Source organism: Armatimonadota bacterium, from assembly GCA_016125185.1.
Classification (GTDB): domain Bacteria; phylum Armatimonadota; class Fimbriimonadia; order Fimbriimonadales; family Fimbriimonadaceae; genus Fimbriimonas.
Window position 1 is genome coordinate 69,612 of the sequence record WGMG01000009.1, and the last position, 19,507, is coordinate 89,118.

The 19,507-nt window shown below is 57.6% G+C and carries 19 protein-coding genes; 7 read left to right on the forward strand and 12 right to left on the reverse strand.

The window, feature by feature from the left end; all coding sequences use genetic code 11:
- Window positions 1-163: 163 nt before the first annotated feature.
- The gene (locus GC165_19590) at window positions 164-2,935 is read right to left on the reverse strand and encodes a prolyl oligopeptidase family serine peptidase (protein MBI1335072.1); all 2,772 of its coding nucleotides are present in this window, start codon (window positions 2,933-2,935) and stop codon (window positions 164-166) included.
- A 51-nt stretch (window positions 2,936-2,986) separates the two neighbouring features.
- On the opposite strand from GC165_19590, the gene GC165_19595 reads away from it, so the two are divergent.
- Window positions 2,987-3,445 (forward strand): hypothetical protein, encoded by a 459-nt coding sequence (locus tag GC165_19595; protein MBI1335073.1) that lies wholly within the window; start codon window positions 2,987-2,989, stop codon window positions 3,443-3,445.
- Here the strand turns inward: GC165_19595 and GC165_19600 are convergent.
- On the reverse strand, window positions 3,442-4,278 hold the full coding sequence (locus tag GC165_19600) for a helix-turn-helix domain-containing protein (GenBank protein MBI1335074.1): 837 nt from the start codon (window positions 4,276-4,278) through the stop codon (window positions 3,442-3,444). The two genes, GC165_19595 and GC165_19600, sit on opposite strands and share 4 nt — an antisense overlap.
- Before the next feature lie 4 nt (window positions 4,279-4,282).
- Window positions 4,283-5,221 carry a PEP-CTERM sorting domain-containing protein gene (locus tag GC165_19605; GenBank protein ID MBI1335075.1) on the reverse strand — a complete coding sequence of 313 codons (939 nt, stop codon included), beginning with the start codon at window positions 5,219-5,221 and terminating at the stop codon, window positions 4,283-4,285.
- On the opposite strand from GC165_19605, the gene GC165_19610 reads away from it, so the two are divergent.
- Both GC165_19610 and GC165_19615 read left to right on the forward strand, forming a co-directional pair.
- On the forward strand, window positions 5,195-5,944 hold the full coding sequence (locus GC165_19610; protein ID MBI1335076.1) for a sigma-70 family RNA polymerase sigma factor: 750 nt from the start codon (window positions 5,195-5,197) through the stop codon (window positions 5,942-5,944). The two genes, GC165_19605 and GC165_19610, sit on opposite strands and share 27 nt — an antisense overlap.
- Window positions 5,931-7,271 carry a hypothetical protein gene (locus tag GC165_19615; protein MBI1335077.1) on the forward strand — a complete coding sequence of 447 codons (1,341 nt, stop codon included), beginning with the start codon at window positions 5,931-5,933 and terminating at the stop codon, window positions 7,269-7,271. The genes GC165_19610 and GC165_19615 overlap by 14 nt, the downstream gene beginning before the upstream one ends.
- Window positions 7,272-7,274: 3 nt before the next feature.
- On the opposite strand, the gene GC165_19620 is transcribed toward GC165_19615, so the two are convergent.
- The gene (locus tag GC165_19620; GenBank protein ID MBI1335078.1) at window positions 7,275-7,853 is read right to left on the reverse strand and encodes a riboflavin synthase; all 579 of its coding nucleotides are present in this window, start codon (window positions 7,851-7,853) and stop codon (window positions 7,275-7,277) included.
- Between the two features lie 64 nt (window positions 7,854-7,917).
- Between GC165_19620 and GC165_19625 the strand changes: the two genes are divergently transcribed.
- A complete protein-coding gene (locus GC165_19625; GenBank protein MBI1335079.1) occupies window positions 7,918-8,733 on the forward strand; it encodes a hypothetical protein in 816 nt (271 codons plus the stop codon).
- 181 nt (window positions 8,734-8,914) lie between these two features.
- On the opposite strand, the gene GC165_19630 is transcribed toward GC165_19625, so the two are convergent.
- Complete coding sequence (locus GC165_19630) at window positions 8,915-9,694, reverse strand: HAD-IIA family hydrolase (GenBank protein MBI1335080.1); 780 nt, start codon at window positions 9,692-9,694, stop codon at window positions 8,915-8,917.
- 72 nt (window positions 9,695-9,766) lie between these two features.
- Between GC165_19630 and GC165_19635 the strand changes: the two genes are divergently transcribed.
- Both GC165_19635 and GC165_19640 read left to right on the forward strand, forming a co-directional pair.
- Window positions 9,767-10,504, forward strand: coding sequence for a ubiquinone/menaquinone biosynthesis methyltransferase (locus GC165_19635; GenBank protein MBI1335081.1), 738 nt, complete (start codon window positions 9,767-9,769; stop codon window positions 10,502-10,504).
- A complete protein-coding gene (locus GC165_19640) occupies window positions 10,378-11,514 on the forward strand; it encodes a hypothetical protein (GenBank protein MBI1335082.1) in 1,137 nt (378 codons plus the stop codon). Before GC165_19635 ends, GC165_19640 begins: the two co-directional genes overlap by 127 nt.
- Here the strand turns inward: GC165_19640 and GC165_19645 are convergent.
- From GC165_19645 to pyrR, 7 genes are read right to left on the reverse strand one after another with little or no spacing between them, the layout of a single operon-like run.
- Complete coding sequence (locus tag GC165_19645) at window positions 11,458-12,774, reverse strand: hypothetical protein (GenBank protein ID MBI1335083.1); 1,317 nt, start codon at window positions 12,772-12,774, stop codon at window positions 11,458-11,460. The genes GC165_19640 and GC165_19645 overlap by 57 nt on opposite strands.
- 41 nt (window positions 12,775-12,815) lie before the next feature.
- Window positions 12,816-13,514 carry a GNAT family N-acetyltransferase gene (locus GC165_19650; GenBank protein MBI1335084.1) on the reverse strand — a complete coding sequence of 233 codons (699 nt, stop codon included), beginning with the start codon at window positions 13,512-13,514 and terminating at the stop codon, window positions 12,816-12,818.
- Window positions 13,515-13,549: 35 nt separating this feature from the next.
- Window positions 13,550-14,734: a hypothetical protein gene (locus GC165_19655; protein ID MBI1335085.1), complete on the reverse strand. Its 1,185-nt coding sequence runs from the start codon at window positions 14,732-14,734 to the stop codon at window positions 13,550-13,552.
- Between the two features lies 1 nt (window position 14,735).
- Entirely contained in the window at window positions 14,736-15,422 is a 687-nt protein-coding gene (locus GC165_19660) for a hypothetical protein (protein ID MBI1335086.1), read from the reverse strand.
- Window positions 15,423-16,769 (reverse strand): amidohydrolase family protein, encoded by a 1,347-nt coding sequence (locus GC165_19665; GenBank protein ID MBI1335087.1) that lies wholly within the window; start codon window positions 16,767-16,769, stop codon window positions 15,423-15,425.
- A complete protein-coding gene (locus GC165_19670) occupies window positions 16,742-17,674 on the reverse strand; it encodes an aspartate carbamoyltransferase catalytic subunit (GenBank protein ID MBI1335088.1) in 933 nt (310 codons plus the stop codon). The genes GC165_19665 and GC165_19670 overlap by 28 nt, the downstream gene beginning before the upstream one ends.
- A complete protein-coding gene (gene pyrR, locus GC165_19675) occupies window positions 17,664-18,200 on the reverse strand; it encodes a bifunctional pyr operon transcriptional regulator/uracil phosphoribosyltransferase PyrR (protein ID MBI1335089.1) in 537 nt (178 codons plus the stop codon). Before pyrR ends, GC165_19670 begins: the two co-directional genes overlap by 11 nt.
- Before the next feature lie 224 nt (window positions 18,201-18,424).
- Between pyrR and pilM the strand changes: the two genes are divergently transcribed.
- A complete protein-coding gene (gene pilM, locus GC165_19680) occupies window positions 18,425-19,495 on the forward strand; it encodes a type IV pilus assembly protein PilM (protein MBI1335090.1) in 1,071 nt (356 codons plus the stop codon).
- Window positions 19,496-19,507: the final 12 nt, after the last annotated feature.

Genomic DNA, 19,507 nt, shown 5'->3' on the forward strand with positions numbered 1-19,507 from the left:
CCCTGAGATCTAGCGTGTCGCGATAGGTGGGCGGGATGTGGAGTCGACTCAGTTAGCTTTCAGTGGTTCAGAGACCCCCGTCGCTCCAAGCTCCGGGGATCGTTTCGACTCGAAAGCAGACAAACCCCTTTCGTACCCAGCGGGAGGGGCCCCTCATTAACCTTTAGCCGCCGCCACGCGTTTCCGTCGGCACCTGCTGAATGTACGGCACGCCGTCCGTGATCCACTTCTCGGGTTTAGTGCCCTTCAGATACACGTCGAGCCACTCGCGAAGTCGTCGCGCGTAGTCCAACTGATTCGGCCGCTGGGCCAAACCGTGGTTCTCGCCCGCGTAAACCAGCATCACGCACTGCTTGCCCATGCGCCGCAACGTGTTGTATAGGTACTGGCCCTGGTGCCAATCCACCGCGCCGTCAGCATCGCCGAACGCCATCAAAAGCGGAACCTTGCGCTTGGCCGACTGCCAAACCGGCGAGTTGTCGAAGTACGGCTTCGGGTCCTCCCAGAACGGAACCCGCATGCGCCCTTGCGAAGACTCGAAGATCACCTGGTCGGTCATGCCGCCGTTCCAGTAGTACGAGTTGTACATGCTAGTCAGTTCGGTTAGCGGCGCGCCGCACGCACCCACTGCAAACCGGTCGCTGACCGTCGTCACAAACGCCGTCTGATACGCGCCCCACGAGTGGCCAATCAGCCCGACCTTCTTCGGATCGACGCCCACATTCTTCTTGACCACCGCATCCACCGCAGGCTCCAAGCAGTCCACCGCCGACTCGCCCGGACGGTTGCCCTTGTACGCGATGTCTGGCTCGAAAACGAAGTAGCCATTCTGACTGAAGTACTGCAGGTTGTACGCCGACCATTCGCTCGGGAACTGATACTGGTTCTTGTTGTCCGAGAGGCGCTCGTAGATGTACGTCACCATCGGATACTTCTTGCTCGGGTCATAGTCGGCCGGATAGATCAGCGTTCCCTGCAGGTCCACGCCGAACCGGCTCTTGTAGTTGACCAACTCAGATTTGCCCCACTTGAACTGAGCCTGCTGGGGATTCGTATGCGTCACCGGCTTCGCCGCCGAAAATGCCTGGTTCGTAATATACAGGTCTGGCGACTTCAGATACGACTCCATCGAGAACATCATCCGGTCAGCGTCCTTGGCCTTCACTAGCCGCCGAATCTGGACGTCGTCGAAGATCGGGATCGTGCCCTTCAGGTCCTTGCCGACGATGTACACGCCATCCTTCTTCGTCTCCGTGTCGAAAACGTCGAAGTACATTGGGAACTCGCGCTTAGGCTCGTCGTCGTACGGAGCGACCTCCTGATACCGGTAGCGAACCTTATCCTTGCGGCCATCGGTCAGCTTCACCATCTTGCCCGTTTCTGGGTCGCACAGCCACGCATCATACCGATCCTGTACGATTAATCCCGCGTCCTTATCTAGCCAGGTCGGTTGGTCCTCTGGCGGCTTGACCGCCACTGTATGGTCGTCCAGTTCGTCCTCGAAGTTCGCATAGCCGTCCGGATGAAGCGCCCGCGCCTTCTTGTTGCGGACGTCGTACACCCACCACAGCTTGTTGTCGTAGTACGCAAAGTAGTTGCCCGTCACGCTCGGCACCAGGCCAAACTGGTTCTTCTTCACCGCCTCGGTCTTCTCACCTGTCTTCAGGTTCGTGACCCAAAAGTCCGCGTAATTGATGCCGTTCGTCACCGAACTGGTGTACGGAGTCCCGTCTTGCACAATCGCGTAAGTCATGTCTTGGGACAGGTATGTCTGAACGTCGAAACCCGGAATCTCGTCGTCCTTGCCCGGCGACGCTTTGGTCAGCGTGTTGGCATCTGGGTCCCAAATAAACAGAATTCCCCTCGCCCGGTCCCGCGCACTTTGCCGCTTCTGCAAGGGCATCGGCCGCGTGTCCTTCGTGTTCCAGACCTCGACTCCCGCCTTGTCCTTCGGCTTGACCGGCTTCTCCTTATCGTTCCAAGGCTGAATCGTCAGTGCGATCTTCGAACCGTCGTCGGACGGAGAGATACGCATGCCATCGCTGATCTTCATGCCTTTCGGAAAGTTGGCGAAAGCCGTCGGATTGAACCGCTGTCGGGTAAGAACTCCGTCAAATCCCGAAACTCGCAACACATCGTTGTTGTCGCCTTCCTTCTTATCGTCCGGTAACGCAATCGAGAGCGAAAGCACGTCCGCGTCTTTGGCCCATGCAAACGACGTCACGTCGTCTTTGCCGCTGTAGATCGGGTGCATGATTCCCGTCTTGATGTCCAGCACCTCGAACGCTTGATAGCCAGTCCCCGAATCGATCTGGATCGCCATGAGCGTTTCCGGTTCATTGAGGCTGTAGCTCTTCACGTTGGAAATCACCATCTGTTCCCCGTTTGTGGCGTTGATGAGGAGCAAATCGCCAGCACCTGGCCCGGGTGCCATTTTGGGTCGCAGGGCCACGATCAGGTCTTTGTCTTTCAGAAAACTAAAATTGGCGATGTCGTCGATCACGTGCTCTTCGCCATTTTCCAAACTTCGGATGCCAAGCTTGGTCGGGCTGGGCTTCTTCTGCTCCGTATTCTTTTCGATTTCGGCCTTCGGGAGTGTGATGAGGTAAGCCGCCCACTTCGAGGTGTCCGAGATCGCCGGACGAATGCCGTCGGGAATCAGCGCCTTCTCGGGCCCATCGATCTTCCGTGCCACCACATAGCCGTCGGCGTCGGCCTTCACCACGCCGTAAAGCAAATATTTGCCGTCGTTTGAGATCACTGCCTGAGAAATGCGCTCCCACTCCTTGTAATCGTCGAAGGTTAGCGTCCGCGGTTTGGCCGGTGCTTCTTGTTTCGGCGGTGGGGTCTGCTGTTTGTCAGAATCCTGGGCGTTGACGGCGATCGGCCATACGCAAGCCAGCGCGACTAGCGAGAGAGCCCGATATCGAATCATGCACGAAGTTTAACCACTTCGTGGGCAAATTCCGATATAGAATCGAAGAAGATGGCCAGCGAAGTCGAGGTTCTGAACGTCGCCGCCCAATGGGTGGCCTATCGCCGCTTGACCTGCGACCGAGACAAAATCGGCCCCGCCATCACCGCGCCCGATGTCTTGCCCGGCATCTACGAACTAGCCAAGAAGCACGGCGTCCAAGCTGGCCCACCCTATGCCCGCTACCTGCGATGGGGCGAAACCGATTGCGATCTCCAGTGTGGAGTACCCCTCACTGGCCCTGTGCCGCCGGAGGGCAACATCGTCGTCGACTACTACACATCCTGCCGCCTAGCCATGCTCACTTTTGTCGGCCCCTATTCCGAGCTTGGCAAGGCTCACGACACCGTCATCGAGTTCATCAAGGCCAACGGCTACTCGTTCGGCGGCCCTTGTTGGGAAGTCTACGACGGCCCTGGCAACCCTGACGGCACCGCTACAACCCACGTCTGCTACGCGATCGAGCCTTAGCCCAACCCCAGACAAGCTCTCGTGCGCACCTTCTCGAACGGAAGCGGCCATGCAGCGTACTCATCCCACGAGATTGACGAATTTGGCCAAGCGCCGCTCAGGTACGACCACGCCTCATTCCGCTGATTGCGCTCCACAAAATGCTTCGTCTTGATCGCCAATTGGCTTGGCACCGAAACCGTCTCAAATCCTGGTGGTGCAACCTCGCTGGACGGAAGTAAAAAGCCAAGTTCGGCCCGCATCAGGTTCTTATTCGGGCAAGTCCACAGGTTGTCGCGATAGATGGTCACCCAGGTCCTTCCCTCCTCAAACGGAACCTTCTCCCATCCCTCCCACAGGTACGCATAATTGCCAACATGGCGGATGGCCGCCACCCGAAACGGCACAATCCGCTCCAACTTCGTCTCGTACTTGACCGCGAGGTTCGGAGCTTCGAACGTCTCGTCCCAATGCTCGTTCCAGTGCAGTCCATCGGGTGATGGGAGCTTCCAATCCAGCCCCGACGCCAGAAAGTGCCGAGGTGGCAACCCGAACGTCCGCTTGAAGGCCCGACAAAACGCTTCCGGCGAACCGAACCCGCCCAACATCGAAGCCTCCTGCACCGAAAATCCCTCTCGAAGTCCGTACGCCGCTCGCTCCAGTCGGATGCGTCGATGAAGATCGCCCAGCGATTCGCCGCACATCTCGTGAAAGACGCGCGTCAGGTGCGACCGCGAGTAGCCGCACTGCTGAGCCAACTCTCCGGTCCCCACCACGCTCAGCGGTGACCGGAGAATCTGGTTCAATAGGTCGGCCAGGTTCGGCGCGACCTCCTGTTTGGTCTGATATCTCATCCCCTCATCGTTTCTTTTGGCGGAGCAACAGGGCCAAGCCTCCCGCCAAGCCAATCACCGCCGACGGCTCCGGCACCACCAGCAAGCTCACCGGACCACTGAGCCCCGACGCCACAAAATCGCCCTGGTAGGCGCCCGAAGTCGCATCGAACTTCAGCACTCGATTGTTTCGCCAACTGGTGATATAGACGCTGTCTTTGTAGAAAACCATTCCCGTAGCGCCGTTGAGACCGCCCGAGTTCGCCGCAATGAACGTGTCGATATACGTCCCTGTGCTCGCGTCGTACCGCAAAACCTTGTTGCCGTTGTCGCTGGTCACATACATTGCGCCGTTGCGCCAAATGATCTGCCGAGGTTGAGACAAACCGCCCGACCCGGAGGGAATGAATTTGTCGATGAATGCGCCGGTCGTCCCGTTGTAGCGCAAGACGTCGCCCGAGTTGAAGCTGGGCACGTACAGATTTCCGTCCGGCCCAAACGTCGCACCGATGTCCGGCCCATCCAAGCCTCCACTACCTGGAAGCACGAACGAGCCGAGCGGGCTCCCCGTCGACGAATACTTTGCCACCGAGTCGATGTCGAACTGACCGACGTACGCCTTGCCGTCCTTGTCGAACGTCACCGCCGTCGGACTGTTGGCCGTCGCAAACCGTCCTAGCCATGCTCCGTTCCGATCGAACTTCTCCAGCGAACCGGTCAGCTCACTGCAGACGTACACGGAGCCATCCGGCCCAATGGTCATGCCCAATGTGCCGTCGAGCTTGCCCGCCCCCACCATGCCCAAGGACGAGCCAGAGGTCAGATCGTAGCGTTGAATATTGTCGCCAAAGTAGCTTCCCACCCAAAGCTCGTCGGACGCAAAGGCCGCCAACGGCAAGGATAGAAGCGCTAAGGAAAGAAAGAGTGTCTTCTTCATTTGTATTTCCCCCACAGTCAGTCTCATCGAGTCCTCCAATCGAAATCTGACCGTTTGTGCGCATCTCGCCGTTTACTCGGAACGCTTTGTTTGCCAATCGGTCGTCTTCGATATTCAGTCACCGATTGCTGCCCAAAATCTGACCTTTTGTGCGATTTTCTCGTTGAGGAGGTCCATACTGGCCCCATTAGCGAACAAGCGATTGTGGAGTCAAAACAAGTACCGGAGGCCCTGACCTTGGACATCAGTCCATCGTCGCCTTCCCGACCGCAACGGGCGAGGAGCATCGAAGATCTCTTTGAAGATCATTTCGACGCCGTCTATCGCTATCTTTCTCGCCGAATCGGCAATGCCGAGGACGCCAAGGACCTTGCGGCCGAGACATTCGCCGCCGCTATGAGCGGACGGTGCCCCCGAGGCGTCGCCCCTCGTTGCTGGCTCTACGGAATCGCCCGTCGCAAGCTCGCCGACGTCTATCGAAAACGTCGCCGCCACGAACCCCTCGACCCGAACCAAGCCGACCCCTCCAATCTCGAATCGTCGGTGGCCCTTCGTCGGTCCATCGAGGCATTGCCTCCCAATCAGCGCGACGCGTTCCTGCTCCAGGCCCTCGAAGACCTTTCCGTCGACGAAATCGCCCAAGTCATGCGGCGGTCTCGAACCAGCGTCAAGGCCCTTCTCCAACGCGCAAAAGAAACCCTGCGCAAAGACCATAACGACTTCCTACAGGTACCCGATGCAAGAAAATAACGCCCTTCAATCAGCCTTTCCCGCCAGTGATCCCACCGATTTGACCCGATCCGACGTCCTGAACCAAGCCAACCGCATTCATGGCCAGCACCTTCGCCAACGGCGAAACCGAAGCGTGGTTCTTGGCGGCATCGCCACTGTCGCCATCGGCTCCTTCGCAGTCTCCGTTGGTCCGAAAGCTTACGCCTACTACCAATTCCAAAAGATCGCCGGGGCAAGCTCCGACTGCAAAACCGCGGTCATGAAGTCCTACGATATCAAGTCGGACGGAACAACTCAACTCCGCTCCACGACCTACTTCGAAAACGGAAAGTGGAGAATCGAAGACGACGGCAAGGTGACCATCTTTGCCGACCACATTCTTTGGAAGCTCGATCCAGCCCTCCAAAAAGCCACCAAGAAACGGGCGGACGGACCGTTTGCCTATACACCCAGTGGCTTTTCAATCGGGGCGCTGGCTTCGGACCACCAACGCTGGCACTGGTCGGGCCAGAAGATATCGTTTGGATCGGAAACGTACCAGGGCCAGCCGGTCGATGTCGTCACGATGGAGCAGACCACATTCCCCACCCAATCAAAGTTCTTCGCGTCGAAGAACGACCATCGAATTTTCCGAGTGGAAGTTCGCACCCTTAAGAACGGCACATGGATTTTGGGCGGATTCGAAACGATAAGCTACGATCAGCCCCTCCCAGCCAAGACCTTTGCCGTCGATTTCCCCAAGGAAACCCAGGTCATCGATGTCGATCACATCGCCGACGACTGGAAGAAGAAGCTCGAAAAGCCCATCGCAACGCTTAAGTCGGAGCACGGCCAAATCGTGATTCGAGACTACTACGTCAACTCCCGCGGCCATGTATTCATCGTCTTCACCGACGGCGAAACCAAAGCAGAAGTTCGCAACGAAGCGTTGCAAATGAGGCAGAGTAGCCCCCCTAAGACTTGGCACGCTCTGCCAACCGTCTCGGCGAGGGACAGCGAGCTGATCGGCTACGAGCAGTCTCCCGCCAGCTTCCAGCCGTTTGTGGGAAGCGCTGTGCCCAATCTTGAGAGAGGGATCGTGCTTTCGGACGGCGAAATCCTCCAGGGTGCCTGGCTGGTTCCCGCCCGGATCACTCCCTGGAAGCCCAAGCAACTCGATGTCCAGTTCTTAATCAACTGGCCCGGACGCGATTCTGAACGCACCAACACGTGGACGATCCAACTGGACCACAAAGGCGACTCTCTCCGCCCCGATTGGATGGTAGCTTGCGCGATCGGTCCAATTAACGATGAGGCCGTCCTCAGGGCCGAGCAAAGGCAAGCCGTCCTGCCCGCCAAGCGCTAAGCTCTAACCCAGATGTGGTTGCGCGAGTTTCTCCAGATACTTCGCAACCACATCGTATTCGATATTCACCTTCGAGCCCGCCGTCAGCCGACCAAGGTTTGTGTTCGCCAAGGTATGCGGGATGACCCAAACATCGAACTCATTGCCTTTCGGCTCCACCACCGTCAGCGAAATCCCATTCACCGTGATCGATCCCTTCTCGATGACATACCGTCCCGACGGAATGCGGAAGCGATACACGAACGAGTTCCCTTCTTCCCGAATCGACACCACTTCGCCGACGCCGTCCACATGCCCCTGAACGATATGCCCGCCAAACCGGTCGTTCGCCTGCATCGCTCGCTCCAGATTCACCGCGCTTCCTGCGCCAAGGTCGGCAAAAGCCGTTCGCGAAATCGTTTCCGGCGAGAGTTCAAACTTCAAATGTTCCGGCGAGCTAACCAGCGTAAGACAAACGCCATCGACCGCGATCGATTCGCCCAGCGTCAACCCCTCGACATCGAGGTCCTTCGCGTCGATGAGCAAAACTCCGTCCTGGAGCGAAACGACCTCGCCAACCGCCTGAATGATGCCGGTAAACATGATAGGCCCATAAGTAAACCCTGCAACGGCGCGCCGCGATCAGCGTAAAATCCTTACAGACTTCATGCTTTTTGGCAATAAGGCTGAACAATATCCGCACCTGGTCGGCTACCTCCGCGAAACCGAGAACCTCGATCTTTTCAAAGACTTTCATCAACAATGGAGTCGGATCATTCTCGCCTGCGTCGGTGTGCCGTTCCTCATTGGCCTCGCCTTCCACAACTCGATTCCGCTCATCTTGACCCTCATCGTCACCGCCCTCTGCGGCGGCGTAGCCGGGTTCTTCATGCAACAGAAAAAGGCCGAGCTCTACACACCGGAGCTCGAATCTCGCCTCGAAGCCCAGCGCCTTTTCGGCACGCTTCGAAAGATGCTGACCTTCCACCGCCTGCACCGCGACCTCAGCGAGTCCTCGTTGACCCTGATGGACGAGATCGCTCGCACTCGCATGGAGACGCGCCAACTGCTGGAGTCGCCTTATTGGCGGCAGCCCGCCCTCGCCCCGACCTACGTCCAGCTTCGTGAGCAAGCGCTAACGGCCTGCGATCAGGCGATGAACGACGCCGTCATGCAGTTCAAAATGGTCATCCCCACCCATGTCGAATCTCGCCGCCCTGGCGACTACGTCAGCGAAGCGATGGAAATGTTTCTCAAGACCCCCAAACCGATTCACCAGGAATCGGGCGTTGGCTTCGATGCCGCCTTCAAGGTCGCCGACAAACTCCAACTGATGCGGAGCGAATTGGAAAAAATGACCCTCCAAGGTGAACGCGACACAATGACGACCTCGCCCGACATCCCCGGCGGCATGCTCGATCTCACGATGTCCGAAATCCGCACCATCCGCCAAGCCGAAGAAGAACTCCGACAGGGCCTCTAGTTTTCGCGTTAAGTGCCCAAACACGGCAGCCCCCTATTCCCTCTCCTAATTCTTGAATTGAGGGTCCGCAGTTGGAACTGCCACAAAGGCAGTTCCAACGTGGATGGTTGTCACCTGACTTGTGTCAGGTGACGGGTGAGGGCAGTCCGCTGAAAAGCCGCGAACAAGGGCAAAAAAACACTCACAAGAGCCCGCTCACCGACTCCAAACACCATTGCCCAGCAATCGCTTCATGTGCCACCCCGCTCAAGACCAGCAACGTGTCGCACCCCGCCGCTCGGCCACAAGCGATGTCCGTATCCATGCGGTCGCCCACCATCAGCGTATCCGCTGCATCGATCCCCAATCGATCAAATGCCGATGTCAGAATTGTCGGATTCGGCTTCCCCGCCACAAACGGCTTCACTCCGCTACAAGCCTCGATCGCGGCCACAATCGACCCCGATCCCGGGCTAAACTTGCCTCCCTCGATCGGGTACGTCAGATCACCGTTACAGGCGATATAGTTCTGGGTCTGAATTGCCACCTGCATCGCCGAATCCAAAAGTCGATACGAAAGCGCCTCGCGACAAATGCCCGAAACCACCACGTCCGCCGACGAATCGCTTGGCCTGACCGAACCGTCCTCACCCGCATTCACCACCTCCAATCCGTTCGCCCGGAACGTCGCCACCAGGCCCGGCTCGCCGACCAAAAACACCTTTTGGTATCCGCGCAATCGGCAGACATCGGCTCCAGCCTGCCCGCTCGTCACGATCTGATCCTCGCTCGCCGAAAAGCCCAATCGCCCCAGCTTCTCCACGTAGTCGCCCTTTGTCAGCCCAGAATTATTGGTGACGTAGAGAATTCTTGCCCCGCGCCCCTGAAGCGCCGCGACCGTTTCCGCCGCGCCAGGAACAACCTCATTTCCCCGGTATAACGTCCCGTCGAGATCGAAGCCATAGCAAGAGTAGAAACGCACAGAAGATTTTAGCCGTAGTAAGTTTCACAATATTCTGAAATTTCGATGATTTCAGCCGATGGTGCGGTATAAATGAAGAAGGAAATGGTCGATACACAACAGCCGGTACCGCTCTGGGAAACCCAGGGAGACGACAAACGAGTCGCGGTGCAGGGGCTGTTCGCCCGTATAGCCAAGAATTATGACCTCGCCAATCGGCTTTTGAGTTTCAATCGCGACCGAAAGTGGCGAGAACTAGCCACCTCGAAACTCAACCTCAAGCCCGGCGATTCAGCCCTCGACCTCTGCTGTGGCACCGGTGATTTCCTTCCGCCCCTTCGAAAAAGGGTCGGCGACTCCGGCAAGCTCGTCGGTCTCGACTTCTGCGCGCCGATGCTCGACCAAGCCGCCGCCAAAGACCCGAAGGCAACCCTGATCCTCGCCGACGCCTGCAACCTCCCGCTCGGCGCAAACGAATTCGAAGGCGTCTCCGTCGGATGGGGCATCCGCAACGTGCCCGACATCGAAAAAGCCCACACCGAAATCTTCCGCGTGCTCAAGCCCGGAGGCCACTTCGTCTCGCTGGACTGCGCGGAACCGAGCTCACCCCTCGTCCGCAAGGCAACCGGACTGGGACGAAGCCTCATGACTCGCCTCCTCGGCGCGTCCCTCGGCAATAGCAAAGAGTACGCCTACCTCGACGAATCCACCAAGCGATTCAAGTCGCGCGCCGAACTCGTTTCCATCATGGAGCAAGCGGGCTTCGTCGACGTCCAATTTCAAGACCTGATGTTTGGAAACATCTGCATCCACTGGGGAACCAAACCGTGACCGTATCATCCTTATCCATCCTCAACAACCCCGAAATCCGGGCCCAGCTTCTGCGCCGGGTCTCCGAAGAAGTCGCCGACATCGAGCAGGTCATCCGCGAAAGCACCGACTCACCAGTCGAGATCATCCGTAACGTTTCCAAGCAGATTCTCGATGCCGGTGGAAAGCGCATCCGCCCCGCGTTCGTCATCCTCTCGGGCAAGGCCGTCAACCCCGACGCCGACATGGTCCGTCTGCGTCGCCTCGGTGCCTGCATGGAGATCATCCACATGGCGACCCTGGTTCACGATGATGTCATCGATTCCGCTGGCACCCGCCGTGGAAAGCCGACCGCCGCCGCCACCTATGGCAACACGACCGCCATCATGTCCGGCGACGTCTTTCTCGCAAAGGCCATGTCGCTCCTTGCCAGCGACGGCGATGTCGAAGTCTTCCGCACCGTCAGCGACGCCGTTTGCGAAATCGCCGAGGGCGAAGTTCTGGAACTCGAGGCCCGAGGCGACTTCGATCTCGACATCGAACACCACCTCGAAATTCTGCGCATGAAGACGGCCTCGTTCATCCGTTGTTGCTGCGAACTCGGCGCGATCGTCGCCGGCGCTAGTCGCCAACAGCGCGAGTCACTCGCCAAGTTTGGCGAGCACACCGGCATGGCTTTTCAAATCGCCGACGACCTCCTCGACTATCGAGGCGACAAAGTCAAGACCGGCAAGCCGATCGCCACCGACTTCCGCGATGGTCAAGCGACTCTGCCGCTGATCTACCTTCGCGAAAAGCTCAGCGAGGCCGAAAGCCAGATAGCCCGCCGACGCTTCGGTGGCTCAGTCAACGAGGACGAAATTCGCATGATCTGCGACTGGATGGACACCCGTGGCGCGTTCACCATGAGCGAGGAGATGGCCAATAACCACATCAGCCTCGCCCACGACCAGATCGATACCTTGGCGGAGGGCCTACCCCGGGACATGCTCCACGCCGTCGCCGACTACGTCCTCGCTCGCCAATCCTAAGTCGTCGGGAATAGCCATTAAAAAGCGGCGGTCAAGTTGGTATACATCGGGCTTAACTCCGTGTTTCTCTAAGCGCATGAAGGGTTGATGGGAGTCTTTGGCTGGGGGGATGTCAAGCAGTACTTTCTTTGGCGTTTTAGGATATTTCAGGAGCAAGCCATGATGTTCGACGAGAAGCGCATTGTTATCAACCGAAATAATGTCGTCAACCCAATCGATGCGCCGCTTGATGCTCTTTACAAAAAAGAGAGGCAAGCTTCCAAGGGACGTCATCAACACGACTCCGATTGCAATCCCCGGATTGTCTCTTTGCTTCTGACTGCCGAACATTCCAACGCCCAAGGTAAGCATCGCTATACAAAAGGCTAAGATTGAACCTATCCTGCACGCCACAAGCTTCTCTCGTTGAGTCGCGGCAATTCCTTCCGGGTCGATATAACGGTACTTCTTTCCCGGCACCAACTCCAGTGGCTTTGGCCATCGGTTACATTCCTTAAGAAAGTCTTCCAGATTGGGTCCAAACTTGGATTCCCTCATTAGGTTCTTCTTACTTTCCAGTCCAGCGATCCACTCAAATAGAAAACCAGAGAGGAAAATAAACCCGATCATCACGCAAACCACATCGATTGACCAGGGTACCAAGCTAATCCATTCGCGAGCGCCAATGACGCCGTCATAGTCTTTGGCAAGCATGGCGGGCCTGCCACATACAATGGCTAAAATGACTCCGAATGCCGTTACTCCTGAAGTTATCCAGAGTCTTCTCTTTCGGACGACAGCCGTGTCCTTTTTAATCTGGAACGTCTTTAAGACGTTCTTAAACAGTTCGCTATCCCGCGACCTCTCGACAGAAGGAAACTTTGCCCTCTCTATTCTTCCATCGGTTCGAGTCACGATCAAATCGCCCCGCTGACTCGAAACCTCCTTTATATCGATCCATCTCAGCTGAAAGTAGGGTTCGTGGTCAAGCCAAAACGAGAATCCTGACTTATCAAATCGCACACGGTAGCGCTCACCACGTCGATGGATTCGCCAACCAGCAAATGCCGCAAGGACCCCAGCACCAACAAACGAAGTGGCCATTGCCAGGCCGGGTGAGGGAAATTTGATGAAGACTCCCAGCGGCATCAGGACAATCCAAAAAAGATAGAGGTAGCCGCACGCCCAACCAAAGGCGAGGCTCTTGGACCACCGCATTTCGTAGCTCTTGTCTCCAAGCGCTTCGATGGCTTTCTCCCGCTGATTGTCGATTTTGTCCACGGAATTCCCAATCTTCGTACGGAATCTGTTTGAACCGAGATTCACTTCTCGCGACGCATCATCACGACTTCCGCATACTTCCGAAAACCCAGCCGCTCGTACCACGGCACCAGCGAGTCGTGGCACTGAAGCGTCGCCGTACACCGCCGCGACGCCGCAATCCCCACCAGCGCCCGAACCAGCTCTCCACCCAGTCCGCGATGCCGCTGTTCCGGCGTGACCGAGATGTTATAAAGCCCCAACGTTCCGTTGGTCTGAGAAATCATGGCCCCTGCCGTCGGAGCCTCCAGCCGCCCAAGGCAGATCAGTTCGCACTCAGGGGCGCGCGAGGTCAACGTCGCAATCCCTTCGCAAAAGGCCATGTTCGCTGCCGAAAAGAACTGCTTGGCCAAAAACATTGTGTGGTCGTACCGCGCCGAGATGCCGGTCACCGTGGTCAAATCTAGGTCGATTCCCCCAAGTGGGTTTCGCACAAACATCAAACTCAGCGACCGCCCCGGCGTAAAGCCCACCTTCTTCATCATCTCAATCACGGCGTAGGTCTGATCGGTCGGCAAAACGTACGCCGTGTGCGAATCCATCTGCACCAGCCTAGTCAGCGAATGAATGTTCGGTCTGGCCACCACCGAGAAATTCGAAGCCGGATGCTTCTGCGTCGAGCGGCAACCGATCACGCCGTCATCCTCAAACCGCGTCAATCCATCCGCAGGTCGAGCCAACGCAAAATAGGTCTCAACCATGTTGAGACAGCACGACTCGATGATTTCCCTATCCGTTAAAGGACGATGCTCCAAAACAGTCCAAATCCTGCCCGGCGGTTTGAAATCCCCACACCGGCGTTCAGACCCCCAGAAATATCCGAACCCACCCAGATTACCGGATTCTTGGGCGTCAAAAGGACGCTGGCGTACGTCCGCCCCTTGGGATCGAACTTCAGCAGGTCAAACCCCGCGGCAATATTGAACTCGGCGGGAGCCTCCATCATGAATCCGACTCGAACCGTCGGTGTCACGATCGACAGCGGCGGCATGTACTCGCGATCCTTCGCCATCGCGTTGAAGAAGTTCGCCACCTCGCGCAACAGCCGCTCCTCCACAAAGATGCCCCCGTAGTGCCCCGAATCGATCTCCAGCACCTTCGAGTTCGGCAATGCCCGAATTAGCGCATCCGTGCATTCTGGCGGAATCACCGTATCGTACTTGGCCCGAACCACAAACGTGTTCCCGACCTTGCCCGGCTTCAGGTACGTGGACGGCTCGATGGGCCGCAGAGCCTGGTCGAGTCGTTCTTCGTTGTATCCTTTGGCCCGCAGTTCGTCGCGCACCTTGGTCAACAGCGACGATCGCCAAATGATCTTTCCAAGCTCGATGCCGCCCAACAAAAACGCCGAATTAGTGATTCGGTCGTCCACCGCATATGCCAGCGTCGAGACGACCGCCCCCAGGCTGGTGCCGTAAATGCCGAGGATTCGCCCGCACTCCGGCTCTTGCTGAAGAAAGTCCAGCGACCGTCGGACGTCCATCACGGACTGCGTCATCACCGCCTTCAGCTTCTCCGGGTCGGACTGAATCGCCATTGCCCCCGAAGTCGCCCCTTTCGGCGTTCGCGTCAGATGGTACGGCAAGGTCATGATCGCCGCCCCGATGCCCCGGTCGTTCAGTTCCAACGCCAGCGAGCGCTCGACCTTCAAGTTCGGCGCACCCCAATAATGGAGGATCAAAACGACCGGCGGGTGGTCCACATGCGCGGGAAGCTGAATCTCTAGCTGGACCGTGTCATTCTGCGGATACCCCGAGTCAAACGCACTGGGAAATTTCGCGATGTACTGCGAGTAATCCTCGTTCTCGTCCAATAGTTGCCACTTTTGGAACTCAATCTTGGGAACATCGAACTGAGCCCAAACGCTCCCGACGCAAGCGAAGAGAATCAGTAGGCTTGCGAGGAGTCTAGCGGCTTTCACATCACCCGTTCGAACTCAGGAGTTCGGTCATCTTCTGCTCGGCCTTATGAATGTGATACCGCTTGGCGATCAGAAAGGCCCGGCCATCGTCCGAGTTAGGATCGACCTTCACTCGCTCGTGGCACTTCACCGCGTTGGAGAGCAAGTCGACCAACTCCTTGTTGTGGCCCTTGTTCTGCGCCGCTGGAACGACTTCGTAAAGAACGCTAGGCAGAATGGGGGCGGCGTCCTCGTCCTTTGCGTCCATCACCGATGCCGCTGTCTTGATTGCTTCTTCCACTTCCCCGTTCTTCGCCTCGGCCTGGGCCAACTTGAGAGTGTCGTTGATCTTCCGATCTGGGTCCTCGGCCACCTTCACCGCTTCCTTCAGCGCGGCTTCGGTTTCCTTCCATCGGTTTGTGACTCGTAGTAGCGAGGCGTATTTCCACTGAGCATCGAGCGGAACATCGTCAGCCTTGATCGACTTCAGCATCTGCTCGGCAACCTCCGAAATCATCTCGTTTCGCCTTTCGTCCGAAATTTCGTCCTGCTGAACCTTGAACTGAAGCGTATCCTCCGCCGAAAGCAACCGCTCATACGCGATCGCCGCCCGATTCTCTTGCGGAATCGTGGCAAGGTCGTTCGGGTTGGGGAATTGCCCGCAACCGAACACTAGCAAACCCAGAAGAGGGAAGATTTTTCGTCGCATTTAGATGTAGATGGCGTACCGCTCAGCCGGAAACATGGCGTCGCGATAGATTTCGCTGCCGGAGAACGTCAGCATCGCCTTACCCTTCAGCTTCATACGATGAAACGGCGTATTTTTGCTCTTGCTGAACGACTTATTTCGATCAAACGTCCATTCGACGTTCGGATCGATGACGGTGATCTGCGCCACCGGAAGCTCTTCCGGCTTCAGGGTACCCCCATCCAGATTCAAAATTTCGGCGGGCACCGTGCTCAGCTTTCGGATCGTATCCAGTGGGCTCAAGATGCCTTTATGGGTTAGGTAAGTCAGCGTCGCGCCCAGCGTCGCCTCAATCGTCGAAGCCCCGAACGGAGCTTCGTCGAACGGTACATCCACCTCGTGCGAGGCGTGCGGCGAGTGGTCGCTGGCGATGCAGTCGATCGTCCCATCCTGCAGACCCTGCTGGAGCAGTTCGATGTCCACCTTCGTCCGAAGCGGCGGCTGCATCTTGAACTTCGTGTCGAACTCGCCGATGTCGTCCTCGGTAAAGATGAAGTGCATCGGGCAGATTTCGCAGGTCACGGGCGCCCCCAGCGACTTGATCAGTCGAATGATCTCGACCGCGCCCCAAGTGCTCACCCGCATGATGTGTACCGGACAGCCGGTGTGAAGCGAGAGCAAGCAGTTGCGCATCGTCGCGATCTCTTCCGCTGTCCTTGGAATGCCTTTCAGGCCGAGCATCGCGCTCACCGCGCCTTCGTTCATACAACCGCCCTTGCTCAGACTGGTGTCGTCCGAGTGAGCGAGGATGGGGAGGCCGATCTGGTTGCAGAACACCATCGCGCGGCTCATCACCTGCGAGTCTTGAATCGGAAAGCCTTCGTCGCTCGCCGCGACGATTCCCGCCCGCTTCATCGCTGCCAAGTTCGAGAGTTCTTCGCCCTTCAGGTCCTTCGTCAGCGCGCCAACCGGCGCAACGAACACGCCGCCCGCCTCAGGGGAAGCCGCTCGGTCAAGAATAAAGTCGATGATCGCCGGATTGTCGAGCGGAGGATTCGTGTTGGGCATACAGCAAATCGTCGTATAGCCGCCTGCTGCCGCCGCCTGGGTTCCGGTAATGATCGTTTCTTTGTGCTCGTCGCCCGGCTCGCGCAAGTGGACGTGCATATCCACCAAACCCGGAGTGATCCAAAGCCCTGTGCAGTCGTAAACCTCGTCGATCCCAGTTAAATCTTCAACGACGCCAACCTGAATGACCTGGTCATTCTCGATCAGGACACTGCCGATTTCATCCAAATCCTGCGACGGATCGAGGATGCGACCGTTGCGAAGCAGGGTTCTCACGCCGCACCTCCGCCGAAGCACCAGTAAAACGCAGACATTCTCACAAAAACTCCGTTTTCAACCTGCTGGTTGATGGCCGAATACTCTCCGTCGGCCGTCACATCGTCGATTTCCACGCCTCGGTTGATCGGACCGGGGTGCATCACTAGGCACCCGGGATTCGCGTACCGAAGCGTCTCGGCATTGATCTGATACAACGAGCTGTATTCGCCGATCGAGCTGATCATGCCTTCGTTCATCCGCTCCCGCTGGAGGCGGAGCGAAATGATCACGTCCGCACCGTGGATGCCTTCTTCCAGTTCGTCGCAGAACTCGCCTGGCAGATTCGACGGCTGCGGAGGAAGAAGAGTCCGCGGTCCGACTAGGCGAACATTCGCTCCCAGCTTGTCCAATAGCCACAGGTTCGACCGTGCGACTCGCGAGTGCTCGACATCGCCGACGATCGAGACGTTCAAGCCCTCGATCGAGCCCTTTCGCTCCATAATGGTCAGCGCATCCGCCAGCGCCTGCGTCGGGTGCTCGTGCTGGCCGTCGCCCGCGTTCAAAACCGGACCGCCGAAGTGCTTCGCGGCCAAGATGGGCGAACCACTCGACTTGTGGCGCATCACCAAACCGTTGATGCGCTCATGGCGTAGGGTCAAAATCGTATCCTTCAGCGTCTCGCCCTTGTTCATCGACGACGAGGTCGTGGCAAAGTTGCTGGATCGCATGCCCAGATAGAACGCCGCCTGCTCGAAACTCACGCGCGTGCGCGTAGAGTTTTCAAAGAACAGCAGGCCGATGACGGTCTTGGTCATCTTGGGCACGTCGTCGCCCGCCGTCACGCGCTTCTTGAAGTCGGCGGCTTGGTCGATGAGGTGGACAATCGATTCTTTGTCCAGATTGCGGATTCCGATGAGATTTCTGGTCCCCGTGGGATTACTGCTCATGAGGTGCCTCTTGGCTTCGGAGCTCGACCAGATCCTCGCCCTCGAATTCCTTCACTTTCACAAAGACGTGGTCAGATCGTTCAGTTTGGATGACGCGGCCGCAGTAATCGGGCTGGATCGGCAATTCGCGGTGGCCCCGGTCGAGCAAAACGCCGAGCCGAACGTAACTCGGACGACCGTATTTGATCAACCCATCCAGGCCCGCCCGAATCGTACGGCCGGTAAAGATCAACTCGTCCACCAGAATCACCCGCTTACCCGTCACTTCAAACGGAATCTCGGATTCGTCTTCGGTTTTGGCGGGTCGGTCGTCGCGGTAGGCACGGGGGTCGAGCTTGCCACACGGCACCGTCACTCCCTCGATCTGCGTCATCAAAAACGCCAGCCGTTTCGCGATGGGATACCCCCTTTTCATGATCCCGACCACCACAAGGTCCTGGGCCCCTTGGTTGTCTTCCAGTATTTCGTGCGCCATCCTTCCCAAAGTTCTCTTAATGTCTTCGGCGTCGAGGATAACGGCATCCATCCTAGGCTGGATTATGACAGACAACTTGAGTTTTACGGGTGAAACGCCTCACCCAAGTCGTTAAGAAAGCCGAAAAACCGCCCAAATACAACCTGAAGAAAGCGCCCCGCCTTTCCAACTATTTTTACGGGGTCATAGCATCTCAACAAGACGATGGTTATGTTTAACAGGCAAACGACACATTCGAGGGCGATTTTCGCTCGCCTCGAACAAGGGAGGCGGTGATGGCTGGAAAGAAATCATCGGTCGGGGTCGACATCGGATATTCGAGCATTCGAATTGTCCAAGTCGAGAAGACCGCGGCCGGCGTCCGCGTCACTAAATTCGCCACTGTGCCGACTCCGCCGGATTCGGTACGCGATGGTTTGGTTCGCGACCCCGAGGAAGTCGGTCAGGCTATTAAGACTGCAATGAAGGATGCGCACATCCACGCGAGCACGGCGGTAGTCGCCGCGTCCGGTGGAGCCGTCTTCGTTCGCACGGTTCCGTTCCCGAAGATGACGCCGCAGATGCTGCGCGAGTCGATCAAGTTCGAAGCCGGACGCTACGTTCCGGGTTCGATCGAGGACTCGTACGTCGAAGGAGAAATCCTGGGCAACCTTAACGAAACCCAGATGAACGTCCTCCTCGCTGCGGCGCCGAAAGACGTCGTAGACGGACGCATCGCCGCGTGTAAGGTCGCCGGCCTCGATGTTCGCCTTGTCGAAATCGAGACGTTCGCCGCTTACCGCGCTCTGCTGGAAACCGATGAAGCCAAGGACACCGCGAACAAGACATACATTCTGGTGGACATCGGCGCAACCAGCACTACCGTTAGCGTGATCGAAAACGGCGTCTATGTGATGCTTCGCTCGATGCCTAACGCGGGCAACACCCTTACCGAGGCTCTCAAAGCTGCGTTCAAGTTGGAGGCAGTCGATGCCGAAGCTGGCAAGAGCGCGCTCGACATGAATGAATTCCTCACACCCCAGGGACTCGAGAATCCGCCGCTGAAGGTCATTGCCGCTCATGTCGACGACCTCGTTCGCGAACTTCGCCGATCGATGAACTACCTGCAGACCCAAAACAGCGAAGCCACGCAAGCCACCAACATCGACGGCATGTTCCTCTGCGGAGGCGGAGCCAAGCTCAAAGGTCTGGATCAATACCTCCAAGCCAAGCTCGGCATTCCCGTCACCACCCTCGGCGTCTTCGAAAACCCCATCATCACTCAGACCGGAGCCATCTCAGGCACTGGCGTTGACCTCGCCGTCGCAACCGGGCTTGCGATGCGACCGGTGCTTTGGGCCGCCTAAAGGAGAACCTAG